The organism is Bradyrhizobium daqingense (genome assembly GCF_021044685.1).
Lineage (GTDB): Bacteria > Pseudomonadota > Alphaproteobacteria > Rhizobiales > Xanthobacteraceae > Bradyrhizobium > Bradyrhizobium daqingense.
Window position 1 is genome coordinate 7,526,871 of the sequence record NZ_CP088014.1, and the last position, 16,783, is coordinate 7,543,653.

At 59.5% G+C, this 16,783-nt stretch carries 10 protein-coding genes and 2 pseudogenes; 6 read left to right on the forward strand and 6 right to left on the reverse strand.

What is annotated here, in order from left to right; translation table 11 throughout:
* Positions 1–296: 296 nt before the first annotated feature.
* The 6 genes and pseudogenes from LPJ38_RS35805 to ltrA all read right to left on the reverse strand — a co-directional run bounded on the left by LPJ38_RS35805 (position 297) and on the right by ltrA (position 6,609).
* Positions 297–1,341: pseudogene (locus tag LPJ38_RS35805) on the reverse strand (IS110 family RNA-guided transposase).
* 89 nt (positions 1,342–1,430) lie between these two features.
* Positions 1,431–2,535 (reverse strand): annotated as a pseudogene (locus tag LPJ38_RS35810) (IS3 family transposase).
* A 396-nt stretch (positions 2,536–2,931) separates the two neighbouring features.
* Positions 2,932–3,741 carry an IS21-like element ISBj11 family helper ATPase IstB gene (istB, locus tag LPJ38_RS35815; RefSeq protein WP_018270204.1) on the reverse strand — a complete coding sequence of 270 codons (810 nt, stop codon included), beginning with the start codon at positions 3,739–3,741 and terminating at the stop codon, positions 2,932–2,934.
* The gene (istA, locus tag LPJ38_RS35820) at positions 3,738–5,252 is read right to left on the reverse strand and encodes an IS21-like element ISBj11 family transposase (protein WP_039228609.1); all 1,515 of its coding nucleotides are present in this window, start codon (positions 5,250–5,252) and stop codon (positions 3,738–3,740) included. The genes istB and istA overlap by 4 nt, the downstream gene beginning before the upstream one ends.
* A gap of 113 nt (positions 5,253–5,365) precedes the next feature.
* The gene (locus tag LPJ38_RS35825) at positions 5,366–5,743 is read right to left on the reverse strand and encodes a group II intron maturase-specific domain-containing protein (RefSeq protein ID WP_347342116.1); all 378 of its coding nucleotides are present in this window, start codon (positions 5,741–5,743) and stop codon (positions 5,366–5,368) included.
* Positions 5,692–6,609 carry a group II intron reverse transcriptase/maturase gene (gene ltrA, locus LPJ38_RS35830; RefSeq protein ID WP_231088517.1) on the reverse strand — a complete coding sequence of 306 codons (918 nt, stop codon included), beginning with the start codon at positions 6,607–6,609 and terminating at the stop codon, positions 5,692–5,694. The genes LPJ38_RS35825 and ltrA overlap by 52 nt, the downstream gene beginning before the upstream one ends.
* Before the next feature lie 927 nt (positions 6,610–7,536).
* Here ltrA and LPJ38_RS35835 point away from each other — a divergent pair.
* From LPJ38_RS35835 to LPJ38_RS35860, 6 genes are all read left to right on the forward strand, one after another.
* Positions 7,537–8,666, forward strand: a protein-coding gene (locus tag LPJ38_RS35835; protein ID WP_109866565.1) for an IS3-like element ISRj2 family transposase whose coding sequence is annotated in 2 segments (ribosomal slippage) — positions 7,537–7,789 and positions 7,789–8,666 — 1,131 coding nt in all. Because the reading frame shifts where the segments join, the coding sequence is not laid out codon by codon here.
* A gap of 2,246 nt (positions 8,667–10,912) precedes the next feature.
* The gene (trpD, locus tag LPJ38_RS35840) at positions 10,913–11,926 is read left to right on the forward strand and encodes an anthranilate phosphoribosyltransferase (protein WP_014497800.1); all 1,014 of its coding nucleotides are present in this window, start codon (positions 10,913–10,915) and stop codon (positions 11,924–11,926) included.
* Positions 11,927–12,165: 239 nt separating this feature from the next.
* Positions 12,166–12,351: a hypothetical protein gene (locus LPJ38_RS35845; RefSeq protein ID WP_014497801.1), complete on the forward strand. Its 186-nt coding sequence runs from the start codon at positions 12,166–12,168 to the stop codon at positions 12,349–12,351.
* Positions 12,352–13,223: 872 nt separating this feature from the next.
* Complete coding sequence (locus tag LPJ38_RS35850) at positions 13,224–13,484, forward strand: hypothetical protein (RefSeq protein WP_133415003.1); 261 nt, start codon at positions 13,224–13,226, stop codon at positions 13,482–13,484.
* Positions 13,485–14,282: 798 nt separating this feature from the next.
* On the forward strand, positions 14,283–15,593 hold the full coding sequence (locus LPJ38_RS35855) for a preATP grasp domain-containing protein (RefSeq protein WP_028143989.1): 1,311 nt from the start codon (positions 14,283–14,285) through the stop codon (positions 15,591–15,593).
* A 469-nt stretch (positions 15,594–16,062) separates the two neighbouring features.
* Positions 16,063–16,530 (forward strand): hypothetical protein, encoded by a 468-nt coding sequence (locus LPJ38_RS35860; RefSeq protein WP_018647484.1) that lies wholly within the window; start codon positions 16,063–16,065, stop codon positions 16,528–16,530.
* Positions 16,531–16,783 lie beyond the last annotated feature (253 nt).

Here is a 16,783-nt window from a genome sequence, read left to right on the forward strand (position 1 = left end):
TAACGCGTTGGCTACGTGACCTTGCCCCCATATGTGGAACGGCCCGCGAGGCAAGAGCTTTTTCAGTCGATTTCACACATTGGAACGGTGCGGTCATATGTCCGGCCTTTGCGCGCGGCACAATATGGCCGCTGGCCTCGATGAGATCCGCGGAACGAGGAGCTAAATCAAGTTTACGCGCTTGAGCGCATTGGGGGCAGTAGCTTCACTCGTTTCGGGATTTCGTCCCATGGGTTCATCGCCTGTTGTTGCACCTCGCCCTCTGCCGGCCTGCGCCGGTCAGATCGTTTTGGCGGTCACTGCGTCACCGCGGCAATCGCCAATGGGTCGGGACGCCGATAAATTTCACCCTTGTCCAGGAGCGCCCAGATGATCCGCGCCGTCTTATTGGCCTGCGCGACGGCGGCAACCTTGAAGGGGCGTCTGGCGAGAAGCGCCTTCAGCCACGGCCGCGCCCGAACGTCGTTTCGGACAAGCCGCAAGACGGCCGTTGCCCCGACAACGAGGAGAGAGCGGAGTTCTGGATTTCCCATCTTCGATATTCGTCCCAACCGCTCTTTGCCTCCGCTTGAATGAGGCCGCGGCGTCAATCCCAGCCAGGCGGCAAAGTGGCGAGCCGACTTGAACCCGCCGGGATCCGGCACAAGCGCTTTGATGGTCGCCGCCGTAATGGCGCCGACGCCAGGGATCGTGGTCAACCGACGCATGTCCTCGTCGTGCTTGGCCTCCGCGACGATTGCGCGCTCGAGCCTCTCGATCTGGTCGGCTGAAGCTTCAATCTCGTCGGCAATAGCCATCAGCGCGAAGCGCGCTGCTGCGGGCAGGCGTGCATCTGTCTCATCCCGTATGATTGCGACCAGCGCCTCAACCTTTGCCAGGCCGGCGGTGGCGATGATCCCCAATTCTGCCAGATGCGCGCGCAACGCGTTGACCGATTGCGTTCGCTGCCGCACTAGAAGAGCGCGGGGTCTTCAGCACCATCGCGGCAGCCTGTTGCTCAGCCGTCTTAATCGGCACGAAGCGCATGGTCTTTCGGGTCACCGCTTCGCTGATGGCCTCAGCGTCCGCCGCATCCGTCTTGCCACGCTTGACGAAGGGTTTGACATAAGCCGGCGGAATGAGCCGGACCTCATGACCGAGAGCTGCGATCTCGCGCGCCCAATAGTGGGCGCTACCGCATGCTTCCATCCCCACCAGGCATGCTGGCAGCTTCTCAAAGAAACGCAGAACTTCGCTGCGCCGTAGCTTCCGGTTGAACACGGGTGAGCCCTCGGCATCCGCCCCGTGAACCTGGAAAACGTGCTTGGCCAGATCCAGCCCGATGGTGATAACCTGTTTCACGGAACGGTCCCTCCTTTGTGGCGTTCGAACAACGACCACGTTCTAGCACTTTGATGCTGTTGGAGCGGGCCGTTCCACCACATCAAGTTTTATCCGGTCCTGAGTTCGCCCCGGCTGTTGGATTTGCTCGGTTGGGCGGTGGCAGCGGCGGGAGCTGGCGCGGAGCCATCGGCATAGCGCAGCGCCAGATCCCGTCGCGGGTTGCAGGTGAAGGCAAACTCCGATGGTGTTTTCCATCCGAGTTGCGAGTGAGGTCGCGTATCGTTGTAGTCGGCCCGCCAATGTCCGAGTTCGACGCGGGCCTGGGCCAGCGACGTGAACAGCGTCTCGTTCAACAATTCGTCTCGGAGACAGCCATTGAAGCTTTCGATGAAGGCATTCTGCGTCGGCTTGCGGGGCGCGATGTAATGCCAGTCGACACGGCTCTGGTCGGCCCATGTCAGGATGGCGTTGCTGGTCAATTCGATGCCGTTGTCGCTGACCACCATTTTGGGCTTGCCGCGCTCAATCATCAGCCGGTCCAGCTCCCGCGCCACCCGGGAGCCCGACAGTGAGGTGTCGGCCACCAACGCCAGGCATTCGCGCGTGCACTCGTCGACCACGGTCAGGATGCGGAAGCGGCGGCCATCGGTGAGCTGGTCCGAGACGAAGTCGAGCGACCAGCGGTCATTCGGCGCTATCGGCACCACCATCGGCGCCCTGGTCCCGAGCGCCCGCTTGCGGCCACCACGGCGACGGACCGCGAGCCTCTCTTCCCGGTAGAGCCGGAACAGTTTCTTGTGGTTGACCAGATAGCCCTCCCGCCTGAGCAGAACATGCAGGCGCCGATAGCCGAAGCGACGGCGCACCTCGGCAATCGCTCTCATGCGTTGGCGTAGGGCCGCGTCGTCCGCCCGGGTCGTCCGATATCTGATGGTCATGCGGCAACAGCCGATGGCTTTACACGCCCGCCGTTCGCTCATCCCGTGGGCGTCCACGATCGGCCAAAAGCCGCTTCAGCCGCGTGTTCTCATCCTCCAGCGTCCTCAGCCGCTTGGCCTCCGAGACCTCCATCCCGCCAAACTTGGCTTTCCATTTGTAGATGCTGGCATCGCTGACGCCGTGCTTCCGGCACAGATCGGCAACCGACACGCCAGCTTCGTGCTCCTTCAAAATCCCGATGATCTGCTCTTCCGTAAAGCGGCTGCGCTTCATGCTCTGGTCCTCATATCGGCCAGAGCGAACTTCAATCTGGATTAAGTCCACGGGGCAAGGTCATACGGCATGACGCTCGCGAGGCGCTCACCTTTTGCTGTCGAGTAGGCCGAGGGAGTTTCACCCTCGGCCGCTCACAGATCCGGACGTGATACTCTCGCATCATCCGGCTCCTGTTATCCAACCGTAGCCCGTCCAAGCTTTTGCCAATGGACAAAGAGCTTTGGATTTTGCTTCGCCATCTCGTTGAGTTTCCGCAACGACTATAGCGCGACGATCTGGGTCGGAAGAGCGCGGCGATCAGGATGGCGAGTCAGTGTCGCGGCGCGATGATGATCGCCGCGATGATTGTCGCGCGCAAGAGTTTTGTTTGCTTTGATTGTCGCGGAGCGTCAATCAAGCGAGCGTTTTTTGTGTCGCGTGCTCCGGTGGCCGCCCTGGACCACGCTTTCGCTCGAGGGCAGTCCGCCTGCGATAGCTCTCGACGTTCATCTCGACGATGGTGGCGTGGTGAACAAGGCGATCGATCGCCGCGAGGGTCATAGCTGGGTCCGGAAAGACCTTGTTCCATTCTCCAAAGGGCTGATTGGCGGTGATCAGCAAAGAGCGTCGCTCGTAGCGTGCGCTGATGAGCTCGAACAGCACACTGGTCTCGGCCTGGTCCTTGGTGACATAGGCAAGATCGTCCAAGATGACGAGATCGAAGCGATCGAGGCGGTTGATGGCGCCCTCGAGGTTGAGCTCGCGGCGAGCCACCTGGAGCTTCTGCACGAGATCGGTGGTGCGGGTGAACAGGACGCGCCATCCGTTCTCGATGAGGGCCAAGCCGATTGCTGCCGCCAAGTGGCTCTTGCCTCCACCGGGCGGACCAAACAGCAGCAGATTGGCGCCCTTGCCGAGCCAGCCGTCGCCGGCGGCGAGTGCGGTCATTTGCGCCTTGGAGATCATCGGCACGGCCTCGAAGTCGAAGCTGTCAAAGGTCTTTCCGGTAGGCAGCCGCGCCTCGACGAGATGGCGCTCGATGCGGCGGCGGCCGCGCTCAGCGATCTCGTGCTCGGCAATGGTGGCGAGGAAGCGCGCCGCCGGCCAGCCTTCTTTATCGGATTGCTCGGCAAATTGCGGCCACAGCGCCTTGATGGCGGGCAGCCGCAGCTCGTTGAGCAACAGATTGAGGCGCGCGGTGTCGACTACGTTGGTTGTGCTCATGCGGCGCCTCCGATCTCGGCGGTACCGATGAGGCATTCATAGGTGGCGAGCGGTGCGAGGCGTACCACGACGTTCGGCACCTGGGCGGGATCCGGGGCGAAGTGAGTACGTAGCCGGTTGAGGTCGGGCAGCCGGCCGTCGTTCAGGTCAGCCGTGAGCTGATTGGCGAGTTCGGCCTCGCAACCGCGCTCATGGGCGAGTGCGAGGAGATCGACCATGATCCGGCAGGCCTTCTTGTCCGGTAAGCGTTTGCGCAAGACGTCGAAGGCTCGGCGGTAAGCTTCCCGGGGGAACAGCTGGTCGCGGTAGACCAGGTTGAGGAGCGCCATCGGCTTGCGCCGCAAGGAATGGATCACGTGCCGATAATCGACGACCTGATCGTGCTTGCCATTGGGATGCGGCCGCCCGCGCGGCAAGGTGAGGAGATGCGTGCCGCCGACAAACACGTCGAGGTGATCGTCATACAGGCGCACCCGCAGCCGATGGCCGATCAAGCGCGACGGCACCGTGTAGAACACCTTGCGCAAGGTGAAGCCGCCGGACGACGTCACGTGGACGATCACCTCTTCATAGTCCGACGTGCGGCGGTCCGGCAGATCCTGAAGTGCGCTACGTTCACTGTCGATCCGCTTGGCGTTGCGGGCATTGCGGCGGCTGGCGATCTCATCGATGAAGCCACGATAGGCAGCTAGATCGTCGAAGTCGGCGGTGCCACGCAGCAACAGCGCGTCGCCGATCGCTCGCTTGAGATGACCATGCGAACTCTCGATCGCCCCGTTCTCGTGGGCGATGCCACGATTGTTGCGGGAAGGCCGCATGCCGTAATGGGCACAGAGGTCTTCGTATCGCCGCGTCAGATCGTCTTTGGCGTCGCGGTCGAGATTGCAAAAGGCGGCCGACAGGCTGTCGGTGCGATGCTCCCGTGGCGCCCCACCGAGTGACCACAAGGCATTCTGCAGGCCTTCGGCCAGAGCGACGAAGCTCTCACCGCCGAGCACGACATGGGCGTGCTCAAACCCGGAATAGGCCAGCCGGAAGTGATAGAGACGATGGTCGAGCGGTACGCCCGCGATCGTGACACCCAATTCGCCCATGTCGGTGAAGTCGGACAGGCCGCGCTGACCGGGTTCGTGGGTCTGGCGGAAGATGACCTCCTGCTCCTCGCCGTGGATCGCCCGCCAGGCCCGGATCCGGCGCTCCAGCGTGCGACGGATGCCGGCGCCGAGCTCGGGATGGCGTCGGAGCAACTCCTCGAAGATCGTGACCGGCCGCACACCGGGGGCGGCCTTCAGCATCGGCGCGATATCTGTCTCAAATACGCGGGCCAAGGGATCTGGCCGGCGACGGCCGCGGGGAGCCTTCTTCTGCGACGGAAGGCGTCGATCCTTCTCGATCCGGTAAGCGGTCGAGGTGCTGAACGAAGCCTTGGCGGCGGCCACGGGTGGGCTATCGGTCTGACGGTACTTCATGTAGAGCCTCATTTGGTGATCGGTAATGTGTCGGCCTGGCACGCGAGTGATTCCTCTTGGCGGAAGAACCACTTGCATAACCAGCCGGCCGCGATCACCAGTCGGCGCGGTCCGCTGTGGATCGCGCCGACGCCGGGCTCGTAACTCCGGTCGGGCTACGCCCTCCCTGCGTCACGAGCCCGGCGTAGCCCTCTCATCATGGTCGACGCTCCACTTCCATCCTGTTCGCCGCGCGGCAGCAACGACCGTCCCCGATGGCCCTTCAGTTGCTTGTACTTGCACCGAAGCCACGCGCCGAGGCGCTCATCGAAGTACTCATAGAGCCTACGCAGTTCCGTCGGGTAGAATCGCCCGTAGTATTGATCCCAGCCCCGAAGGACGGGGCTGAGACTACGCGCGATGTCTTCAAGCGGAAGCGGCGAGTGCTGAGGCAAGCGCCATCCTCGAATGCGAGCCCTCATCTCCTTGAGAGAGTTCGGACTCACGCCCGGAAGGAAGCAGGTGAAGATCCTGCCCCACCGGTTCTTCGCCATACGGGGGCGGAAGCTAAAGCCCAGGAAGTCAAAATGGATCTGCGGGTAGGACCGCCGTCGATTGCTGTCAGCGCAGTAGACCACTTTAGTCTTCTCCGGATGCAGCAATAAATGGCAGTCAGCAAACCGTCGTTCCAGCGCCGATTTGAGTTCCTCCGCTTCCGCGTGCGGCAATGGCAGATGATGTCGTCGGCGTAGCGTTCGAACGGAATGTGGGGATAAGACCCCTTCATCCAAACATCGAACACGTAGTGCAGGAACAAGTTTGCCAGGATTGGACTGACCACACCCCCTTGAGACCTGCCTGTCGTCCTCGCCCGAACCGATCCATCGGGCATCTCGACCGGAGCCTTAAGCCACCGCTCAATGTAGAGCCGGATCCAGTCAGCTTTCGTGTGTCGATAGACCGCGCGCATCAAGAGTTCATGATCGATCGTGTCGAAAAAGCTCTTGATGTCGAGATCTACGACCCAGTCGTGCTGCCAGCACCGCTTACGCGCCTGCTCTATGGCCTGATGGGCCGATTTTCCGGGCCTGTAGCCGTAGGAGTCCGGATCAAATTCTCCATCCAACACCGGCTCCAGACACCGTTTGACCACCATCTGGGCGATACGGTCCGCGACCGTCGGTATGCCAAGAGGACGAATCCCACCGCCGGCCTTAGGAATCTCGACCCGCCGCACTGGTGGCGGGAAGTAACTTCCTGACACCAACCGATTCCACAGCCGGTAGCGGTGGTTCTCAAGATCGCCGGCAAAGTCTTCGAGACTCTGGCCATCGACGCCCGCCGCCTTTCCCTTCTTCACAAGCTTATAGGCTTCCCACACCATCCGCTTGGTGATGGGCAACGGTTTGCCGGAGTTCACCGTGCTCCTCCCGGTCTTCCCGGTTGGCGCAGTGACGCCGGCAGGATAACGCAACCCCTTTGCTCCACGGCCATTACAGCCGCTTCCTCACTATTACGGGTTGCTCCGCCCCTGACGCATTGCGTCAGGTTCCGACGTTCCGTGTTGAAGCCTGTGACGAGATCATGCCGCCTATGCACCGGCTGCCGCGTGGGCCGTAAACAGGCTCCGCCCACACTCCTCCGAGCGCTACTACCCCACGCCCGTCTTGACAGCATCTTGAACCCATTTCGATACGTCATCGGCGGTTCGCTTGCACTCATCTTCTTGTCACTTACCTGACGGTTTCATTCACCGCCTTTTTCCTCATCGCTCACCACCGCGCCTTTTGAACGCGGCAGCATGAGGTGGTTTAAGCCTGCCCCTGAAGGCCGGCTCCGGGAGGCCAAACTCCCATCTTCAACACAGCATCACCGGCGTCGCCGCCGGTGTTCGTTGCACACGGTAATGCGGGTTTTGTTTCCGACAGGAATGTCGCGACTCCGACGTCGCGCAGCGGCTCCGTTTGACCAACCCATCAAATGAAAGGCGCTGCCGACAGTTCTACCTTCTGGCATGTAGCTTGCTGCGTGGGCCGAACGCGACCTTGCCGTTCCGAAGATACACGAGCAATCAATCGGCCGAGTGGTCGCGACGCAACGAACATCGTTTCTCCTACCGCCCTATGAAGAGAGGACTGCTAGCTTATGAGTGATAGGAGGCATGCAAAGCTTGGCATATTTCTGTTGGCCGGCGCTCAGCGCAATGAGACGTACATTCGCGCGCAACAAAGCCCCCAATGATCAAGCATTTCGGCGCCGAGAGCTGGCCCCGCAAATTCGGACAGTAGCTTGAGTGGATTTTCTGCCTGACAGCGGCGAGGATTCTTGCTGCGAATCAGGAGCGAAGATGACGAAGAAGAGCCGCCGGACGCATTCTCCGGCATTCAAGGCGAAGGTTGCTTTGGCTGCGGTCAAAGGAGACAAGACACTGGCGGAGCTGGCGCAACTGTTTGATGTTCATCCGAACCAGATCACGATCTGGAAAAACCAGCTCCTGGAAGGCGCCGCCGGCGTGTTTGGGCATGACAAGACATCGGCCGAGACGCCGGTCGATTTGAAGGCGTTGCATGCCAAGATCGGCGAGCTGGCGTTGGAAAACGATTTTTTGTCCGGCGCGCTCACCAAGGCGGGCCTGCTGAGCGCAAAGCGATGATCGACCGCGGTCATGATCTTTCTATCGTGCGCCAGGCGAAGGTCCTGAAGCTGGCTCGCAGCACGGTCTACTATGAACCTCGGCCAGTTTCGGCCGAGGACCTTGCCTTGATGCGTCGGCTCGATGAGCTGCATCTCGATTATCCCTTCGCGGGAGCGCGTATGCTGCGATCGTTGCTGCGGCGGGAGGGGGTATACGCCGGTCGCCGCCACATCGCGACGCTGATGAAGCGCATGGGGATCGAGGCGGTCTATCGTCGCCCGAACACGAGCAAGCCGGCTCCGGGTCACAAGATCTACCCGTACCTGTTGCGCGGATTGAAGATCGAGCGGCCCGACCATGCGTGGGCAATGGACATCACCTACATTCCGATGCGGCGTGGCTTCGTCTATCTCGCGGCGGTCGTCGATGTGTTCAGCCGACGGGTCCTGGCCCATCGCGTCTCGATCACAATGGAGGCGGCCTTCTGCGTCGAAGCGGTCCAGGAGGCGTTGGCGAAGCACGGCAGGCCCGCGATTTTCAACACGGACCAGGGCAGCCAGTTCACCAGCCTCGAGTTCACCGATGTGCTGCTGGACGCGAAGATCGCCATCAGCATGGATGGCAAGGGCGCCTGGCGCGACAACGTGTTTGTCGAGCGGCTCTGGCGCACGGTCAAATACGAAGAAGTTTATCTCCGCGCCTACGACAGCGTGTCCGAGGCGCGAGCGTCAATTGCCAAGTATCTGGCCTTCTACAATCAGGGACGCCCTCACTCGAGCCTTGACGGGCGCACGCCCGACGAGGCTTACTTCGGCACGCAAGCTATGGTGATGGCCGCATGACCGTCGCCGACGATTTTGTCGTCGCTCTGGTCGGGCTACGCCCTCCCGACGCAACGACAAAATCGTAAAGCCCCGCGTTCAGCATAACCCGGCAGGAATCCACTTAAATCCAGCGGGGCGCTGTCCAAACAACCGGGGCCAGCTCTCCGATCGTCCCTCCTTGCAACCGCAGAGAAGGTGGAACTGGGAGCTCCTCGTCGCACTTCTCATAAATGCGGTGCTTTGGGCTGGAATCTACTTGGTCATCACAGCCTTCTTCTGACAGCCTCCCGTGCATGGCGACCGCGCGAGGCTTCTAGGGCCTATCGCATGCTGCAGCCGCCACGGCTGCGAATAACCTGATGCCGGCGCGCAATTCGCGCTGCGACCTGGATTTAGAGTGCGCTGTTCCGGCGACCGCAATAGGAATTCCGACGCATAACCCAGATGTCTGAAATGAAAGACACTGATATGCCGTTGCGGCCGCGGCTAAGTGCCAAAAATGACCAGTAGCAGCTCGACGTACCGCGCAGGTGGCATCCGGGCTTCCTCGTTAGGCGCAACGGATTGACTGCAAGTGAGAACTGGTACTCCGCATTACCGTTATGTGAAAGCTAGCTTTCGAGAAGCTGACGAAGCAAAGAGACCTGAAGGAACGTTGGGCAAGCGGCCGGCTCCGCCCTCACGTCCTATGGCATAGGACGGCCCGGCCGCCTCGCTCCTCGCTCCCGCAACGCTCGGAGCAGGCGGGATTGACTTGCTTGTTGAGCGATATCAGCCTCGCCCTTGGGTTGGGTATAGTTCAAAAGGCTGAAGCCTTGATTGGCCGTAGCAGCGCTTACAGCTCTTGCTCAGGCCACGTATCGTCCTCATTTTTGCGCATCCGCCACACGAGGGCGCGCTGCGCTAACTTGTCGTATTCGAAGGCAATCTTAAGCAACCTGTCTTTTGCTTTCCCGTCAACGAGCGCTGCCGCCTTCTTTCGCGTTGCTTGCGCGCGGCCTCGCCAGTGATCGGGTTGGTAGAGTTTGCTTTTCGATTCATGCCGAGAGCATGCAATTCGTAGATCAAACAATTGCGACACCTACGCTCCGTATCATCACGTAGGAGCGACGCTCGTGGCTCGGCTGCCGAAGCGGTCGATCCCTAGTCCACAGCCCCCGACAGCTTTAGACCATCGGTCTTATGAAGAGACTTTGAATCGCATGCATCGTTAGATTGTACGAGTTGGGACAAGTGGGGATCACCACTGAGAGCCAGGGGATTCCTGACATCACGACATTTGCGAATGCTTCAAATATGTACGCTAGCCCAGGACGACGAAATAGAGAGCCTAACACCATCCGGTGCAGGCCTACCCCCGATTCATCGAATGTCATTCCCGGCGGATGACGGGCTCCGTACAATGAGAACCGCAAAGTAGAATAACGAGCTTGCCGACAGCCAGCTAAGCAGATCCGCAGCTTTCCGGTTGGCAGATGATGCGCTCCGCACACAGCAAGAACAAAACGTCACCCCACCCGAATTGAAGGAATGTTATGATTCAGAAACAACGAACTAAGTTGGCTTCGGACCTCGGACTTCGCTACGGCGCCATCGCTCTTGGCCTGGCAATGACAACGGTCATGCTCGCGCCAGCCAACGCGCTTGATCAAGCGCCGACCGCAGAGGAGAAAGAGGCCTGTATGGAAGACGTGTTACGCCTTTGTAGTAGTCACATACCAGATCGCTTTGCTATCACTGTCTGCCTCAGATCCAAGCAAGATCGCCTCAGTCAGCAATGCCGATACGTGATCTCCGGGCGGGACATCGGCAATCAGAGCAGCAGATCGAAGTGAAGGTGCTACGACTTGTCCGCCCGGCTCCTTACCAGAAGTCGTCCCAGCTCACGTGCAGCACATCGCACGAAGGTTAACCGGCGGCCCCCGCCACGGCGGCGCCGGAAGCCAAAAGCCTTGTGACCCTCCTAATATCGCCGGCAAGCAGGCTCGAGACGACGCTATTGTTCTGGTATCAAGCGACTGCAGTCCTCTGACCAGCCGCCGGCGTCCTATCTAGGGCACCATCGAATGGAGAGGGCTTGACCCTCACGTAGCGTCAGGTTGTAGCGTCGCCACAGATGCTCACGTTTCATCTGTCGGCCGCCTGTTGGACAAGTGCGGCATAGCGAGTGCGAATAGACAGGCAGCTGCAACAAGGCACTCGGCTGCAAAGACGTCTGGCTGAACGGTCGCAGCTCAGATTGGACAAGGGACGTGCACAGTTCGATGGAACCGCTCAAGTCGATCATCGCGAAAGTTGCCACGGGCGCCATACTGACGCGCGAGGAGGCTGCGTCAGCGTTCGACAGCATGATGTCGGGTGACGCAACTCCCTCGCAGATCGGTGGCTTGTTGATTGGGATGAGAGTCCGCGGCGAAACAGTCGAAGAAGTCACCGGCGCCGCGTCCGCAATGCGGAATTTAATGCCCAAGGTGGAAATGCAATGCGACCCCATCGATATCACTGGTGCGAGCGACGGGGCGATGCGTCCGCTCAACGTATCGACGTGCGCTTCCTTCATCGTCGCCGGGGCCGGCGTTCCTGTCGCCAAGTATGTTAACCGCGCTGCGACTTTGCGTTCAAGCACCGCAGACGTGTTGGCGAGTCTAGGCGTAAAGGTCGATCTCAAGCCTGATGCGATCGCACGTTGTGTGCACGAAGCCGGCATTGGCTTCATGTTTGCGTCAGCCGGCTATCCTGCGATGCAGCGCATCAGCCAGATCCGAAGCGTGCTTGGAACCCACACAATGTTCAATCTAATCGAGGCTTTGTCTAATCCGGCCGGCGTCAAGCGGCAGATCCTTGGAGTTTTCGCTCGCAAATGGGTGCAGCCATTGGCGTACGTCTTGAAGAACCTGGGTGCCGATTCGGTATGGGTTGTTCATGGCTCGGACGGGCTCGATGAAATATCCCTCGCCGGGACAAGCTTTGTTGCTGCGGTCGAGGCCGGTACAGTCCGCACGTTCGAAGTGACGCCGGAAGAAGCCGGGCTCCCCCGCTACCGCGCCGATGCGCTGGAGAGCTGTGATTGCGAGTCTCATGCCATTGCGTTAGAGAAAGTGCTCGACGGCCTCCCAGGCCCTTTTCGTGATGCCGCACTTTTGAACGCGGCGGCGGCACTGGTGGTGGCCGGTCGTGCCTCGAACCTACAGCAAGGCGTGGCACTTGGCCAAGAATCACTTGATCACGGCGCTGCAGCCGCCCGGCTGACTCGCTTGATTGCGGTTTCAAACGCCTAAAGCTGAGCTGGCTGAGGCTCGACTAATGCGATCAAGAGTGCAGCTTACGTGCGCAAGAATATTGCAGCTGCAAATGCGCGCCACTTCTGCGGAATTTGAGTGAGCGCCGCTGACGAAACAACTCGCGCTGAGCAGGTGTCCGACAGCCACCCCTTTGCCGACTAGAGGCTGTTCTCGGCCCGGTTGCTGAGGTGAGGACCCGCGGCGCAACGTGCGTTACGCGCCAAAGGAGACAATGGATGATGCCCTGGCAGAGGATGGAAACACTGGGAACGATCGCAACAATAGAACACATCATCCGGAAGTTTCGGGAATTGATCGATACAGATAGCTCCATCCCGCCAGAGCTGCGGCGTGCGCTGCACGATACCCTGGATGAGCATCTTTTCGAGGCAAAACGACGTGTTCTGCTGAGAGCGCATTAGGTGCGCCGTTGCCGCCTACATGCCGAGAGACTGGCAGGCCAGCGTGGCGCTTTACGCAAACGCCAAAAACACTTGCCAAGCTTGGCTTCGATATCTCGCCTTCTCAGACTGACCGCCGATGGTGATTCCCGCATACGCCCCCTGAGCAACTCCAAATTTCGCCGGAAGCGAGCGGCGACGTGCGTTGGGTACGCCGCCGACGCGTTCGCTGGATCTCTCCTCAATGGCCCTCATTAACTGGGGCTCGCCCCCCTCACGGCGGCGCTACATGTTCGCGATAGCCCCTTGGGGGACTGCTTGGGCCAGCATTACCTTGGTCACGTTTTCATAGGCCGCAAAAAAGGGGCTTGAATCTGACGTAACGTTAAATCGTACGCTCTCGGGCGTGGCACCTATCGTGTGAGGGACTGCGAATGCCTCAGCTGGTCATATCCGCTGACCGATGGCCGGTCATGCTCCTCATTGTCTATAGTCCCTCGCTCGGGAGGGCTGTGCAGCGAGTTCCGATCGCGGCGCCAGAGCTCGCACGTAGCTCTAAATGGTTCGGCATTTCTGATCCTGACAATATGGCCGCCGGCGGCCACTTCGCCACGGGAGCCGATAAGGTCAGAATTGATCGACGTGGAAGTCTATCGGAAGCGCTTAGGTGGCGCCCGCTTCCTGAAGCTGCTCGTCTCGCGCAGCAACGCACAAAACTCAGTTCGCCGAACCCGCCACCTTCAAGCTCCTTTCCGCACCTGGCAAGGCGTTTCGACCGTGCAAGGTTTGGCAGATGGTGAGCCCGCGCGGGTTTCGACGAGTGGCCCGCGCGGGCGACTCCGCGTGACCAGCGCGGCATCGGAAGAAATTGTTTGGCAGGCTGGAGCAGCAAGTTGAAAGACCGCGATGGCCTTAAGAAGGTCCTGTTAGTTCATCATGTTGAAGGCCAGTGCCGTTGCATCATCGGTTTCAAAGATGGAGATATGAGAGCGGCCTATATGTGCGGCGAGCCTGTATATCAAAAACGCGGCAAGAAGACCTCTTCGTGGTGTGCCGATCATTACCGGAAGATGCACACCGCAGCTGAGCAGAGCGGAGTGATCGATCGATCGGCAGATTTCCCTCGAGCGATATCCATCGTTCGCACCCCATGACAGCCATTAAAAGAAGGCTTCCGCCAAGACCGTGTGAGCACAGCCTGTACAAGCGCCAGCCGAAGCATATGACCGGGGCCTCGTCAGGATTTGGGGGGCCGTTGCGGGTGGCGCAAACAGAATGCGCGGACCTGACACGCATGAATAGCAAGCTGAATTTTTCCACCCCGGCCGAGGGAAGCGCTACCTATACCTTTGACCGCGATTCATTTCGAACGGAAGCCGTCCAGCTATGTCATCCTCAATCGATACATTGAGCGGATCGCTCGCGCCTTGGAGAGCCAGTTTGGTGCCCTGAGAGGAGCCCGACTCGAGATCCCCAGCCTCGCCGGCGACAATGGACACTGCGAGGCCGATGGATCTATTCCGCTTCACCGCGGCAAAACAACTCTCGATTATTTCAAGCGAGAATATCTTTCCAGCAAGAATAGAGCGAGTGCTTACGGAACATCCAAATGTAGCCGAATGCTGGTCGGTCGAGCCGTTGCTCGATGGGAAGACGCACCCGCCGCTTATGTGACCAAGCGGCGGCGACTGCCGGATCGAGGCGCAAGCGCTGATCGCCCATGTTTGGTCAGAGCCCGTTTATCGGGCTCTGCGAGATCATTTCATACGCGGCCGAGCCATAAATTGAGATCGGCAGATTCGAGGCGGGCCGTTCTCTCCCGCTGCATCGCAGGTGACATCGAGATGGCGCAAATTCTCCCCTCTCCCAGAGCCTTGCCACGGCATGGCAACGACTTCGTGGTTGCCATGACGATCCCATCCTGATCACGACCAGATGTCCGGAGGTCGAGAATGCCGCGAATCCTGATTATGAATGCCGGTACGCCTCAGATGTCGGGCGCCCACCTAACAAAAGCTCAACTTTCGCTGGCCGCCAACTCGGCATTTCGTTCAGCGTGGTTTGCTCAGGAGGGCGACCTGATAGTCTCTCCGGTAGTGATCCCGGCCGATCTGTTATCCTTCATTGGCGGAACGCTCAATTTCCATTCATCGGCTCTTCGCCTGCTTGTACCTGCGAGCCGCCAATCGACAATCCTCGATGATTGTACGTTACTGTCCAAAACTGTTGTCGAGCGGCTCAAAAGACATATTCGCCAGAAATCAGACTGGCAATTGTATCCCTGCTACTCTACTGAAGGCGTCGCACGCTTGGCGGCCATTCTAGGCATACCGAAGACCGGTGACGACTTCGCTTTGCAGCGCGGGCCTGATCTGTTGAATCGCAAGAGCCACTTCCGTCAATTGGCAACAAGCGTTGCACTTCCGCTCCCCCATGGATCAGTCGCGACAGACCCAAATGGACTGTTCAAAGCCGTCACCTCCCTCAAATCCGAGACCGGCACGGTCATTGTAAAGTTGGATAATGGAGCTGGTGGAGTTGGAAACGTCATCCTGACCAGCAATAAGAGCGATCCGCTACCTGGAGCCAGAGATACTCGGTGGGTTTCGTGGCCGTCGTTTGATCCCGAAGCATTGTGGTCTGAGATGACAACAGCCTCGTGTAAGACGCTGGTCGTGGAATCGTACCACTTGGCCCGATCTTTATTCTATCTCGAGTATACAATCCAGGATGATGCATCAATCGCTTTTGTCAATAGTGGAAGCATACGTCTGCGTAAAAGCGCAGACCGATCCGAAAGAGCTCTGATCCGGACGGGACTTGAGCTTCCAAGCGACTTGGAGGAAGAGCAATTGTTAGCTGCCCAGGCCCATGCCTACCGTTTTGTGGCACTCGCGCGAGACCTGGGGTATCGCGGAATGATCAACATCGACGCCATTTTCGCACAAGACGGGCGGTTGCTGTTCAATGAAGCGAACGGCCGCTGGGGTGGCGGCTCGGTGTTACACAACATTGCCGTCCGGCTGCTAGGCGTCGACTATTTCGGCTGTAACGTTATTTTATCTGTGAGAAATGTGCGATCAGCATCCTTCCGGGCGGCGCATGATCGTCTCGTCAAGGATGGACTTATATTCGACCACACACGTAAGGAGGGCGTGATCCCGCTTGCTGCCGATGAAAAGGCTGGCACTGTGGAGTGCGTTGTGATTGCGCCGAACAGGCCCGCGGCCCACGATCAGCAACACCGACTATTGAAGTCGTAGCAAACATCGTCAGCCGCTCAATTCATCGCTTCGAAGCCTGGGATACACCATCGCGCACCGGGAACGCGCGCCTCCCTTCCTTCACGTGGCGACGAAGGTGCCCCAATCACCGAGCAAGCTTTGGTCGGACGATGAATGGTGGCCCTATGAGAGTGCTCTTGTTCGTCCCGGACGAGACCAGCGGTGCGCCGAAGCTTGTACAGCGACGAGCGTCATGGCGTAAGGCTGCCAGCGCAGTTGCCGACCCCAAAAGCTAATCGCATTGCACGTCCTGCTTGGCCGATTTGCGACGCCTACGTTGAAACTCGACAATACGATGGGCGATTGCACTCGCTGGCTTGGGTTTATGCGAGTTTCACTATGAAATAAGCGGCCCCAAAAGACCGCACTTTGCCGGCACGTAAATTGCTGCATAGGAGCAGGAGTTGCCGCAAAGAACGCGGCCGCAGCAGCTATCTTCGGAGCCCCAATGAGGCTGATCCGATTGATCTTGTTCGACTTGGCTTTGATTCTGCTTGCATCTGGAGTTGCAAAAGCCATGAATGTGGCCGCTGGCGCAAGTTCCGCATTTGTCAGGCAGACTGCTCTGCGCGAGGTGGCACCGAGCTCCAAGCATGGTGGTCCCTACTACAGCCAAACGCCGCTCGTTCCCGGGCAGCCGCCGGACAACCCCGGTCGGGACCAGCTGGCTGACAATTCCGCGGGGATGCAACCCAGCTTTGGATGTGTGGTCCGTGAGTCCCGACGCCCGACTAGCTATATCTTCGATAGCACTGAGAGGCTCAATCTCCCGCCCCGTGTGATGCCGTCGATCTGCAATCCTATCGCCTCGCCTCTCAGCCTCCTACCTGCGGGCAGCGGAATGGTCATCATGGCCTTTGCGACCACTCTCCTCGTGATTGTGGTGATTGTGGTGGAAATATTCGGCCCATTGTAACGGCGTGAGGCCCCAACCGCTCCCCTTTCGGCGCCCGCGATACAGCTCGGCATGAGCGGATCCGTGGAGGAGGAACGATGGCAAATACCATGCTCGAGCCAGTAGCAAGGTGATCGTCGCGTCGAGGTGATCACTGGGATCGTCGCCGACGATGGACGGGCGAGGAAAAGGCCCGGATCGGGGCGCAGAGCTTGGAGTAACAATGACACGACCAAAGCGATCACTTCATCGCCACAGCCAAGCCCTAGATCCA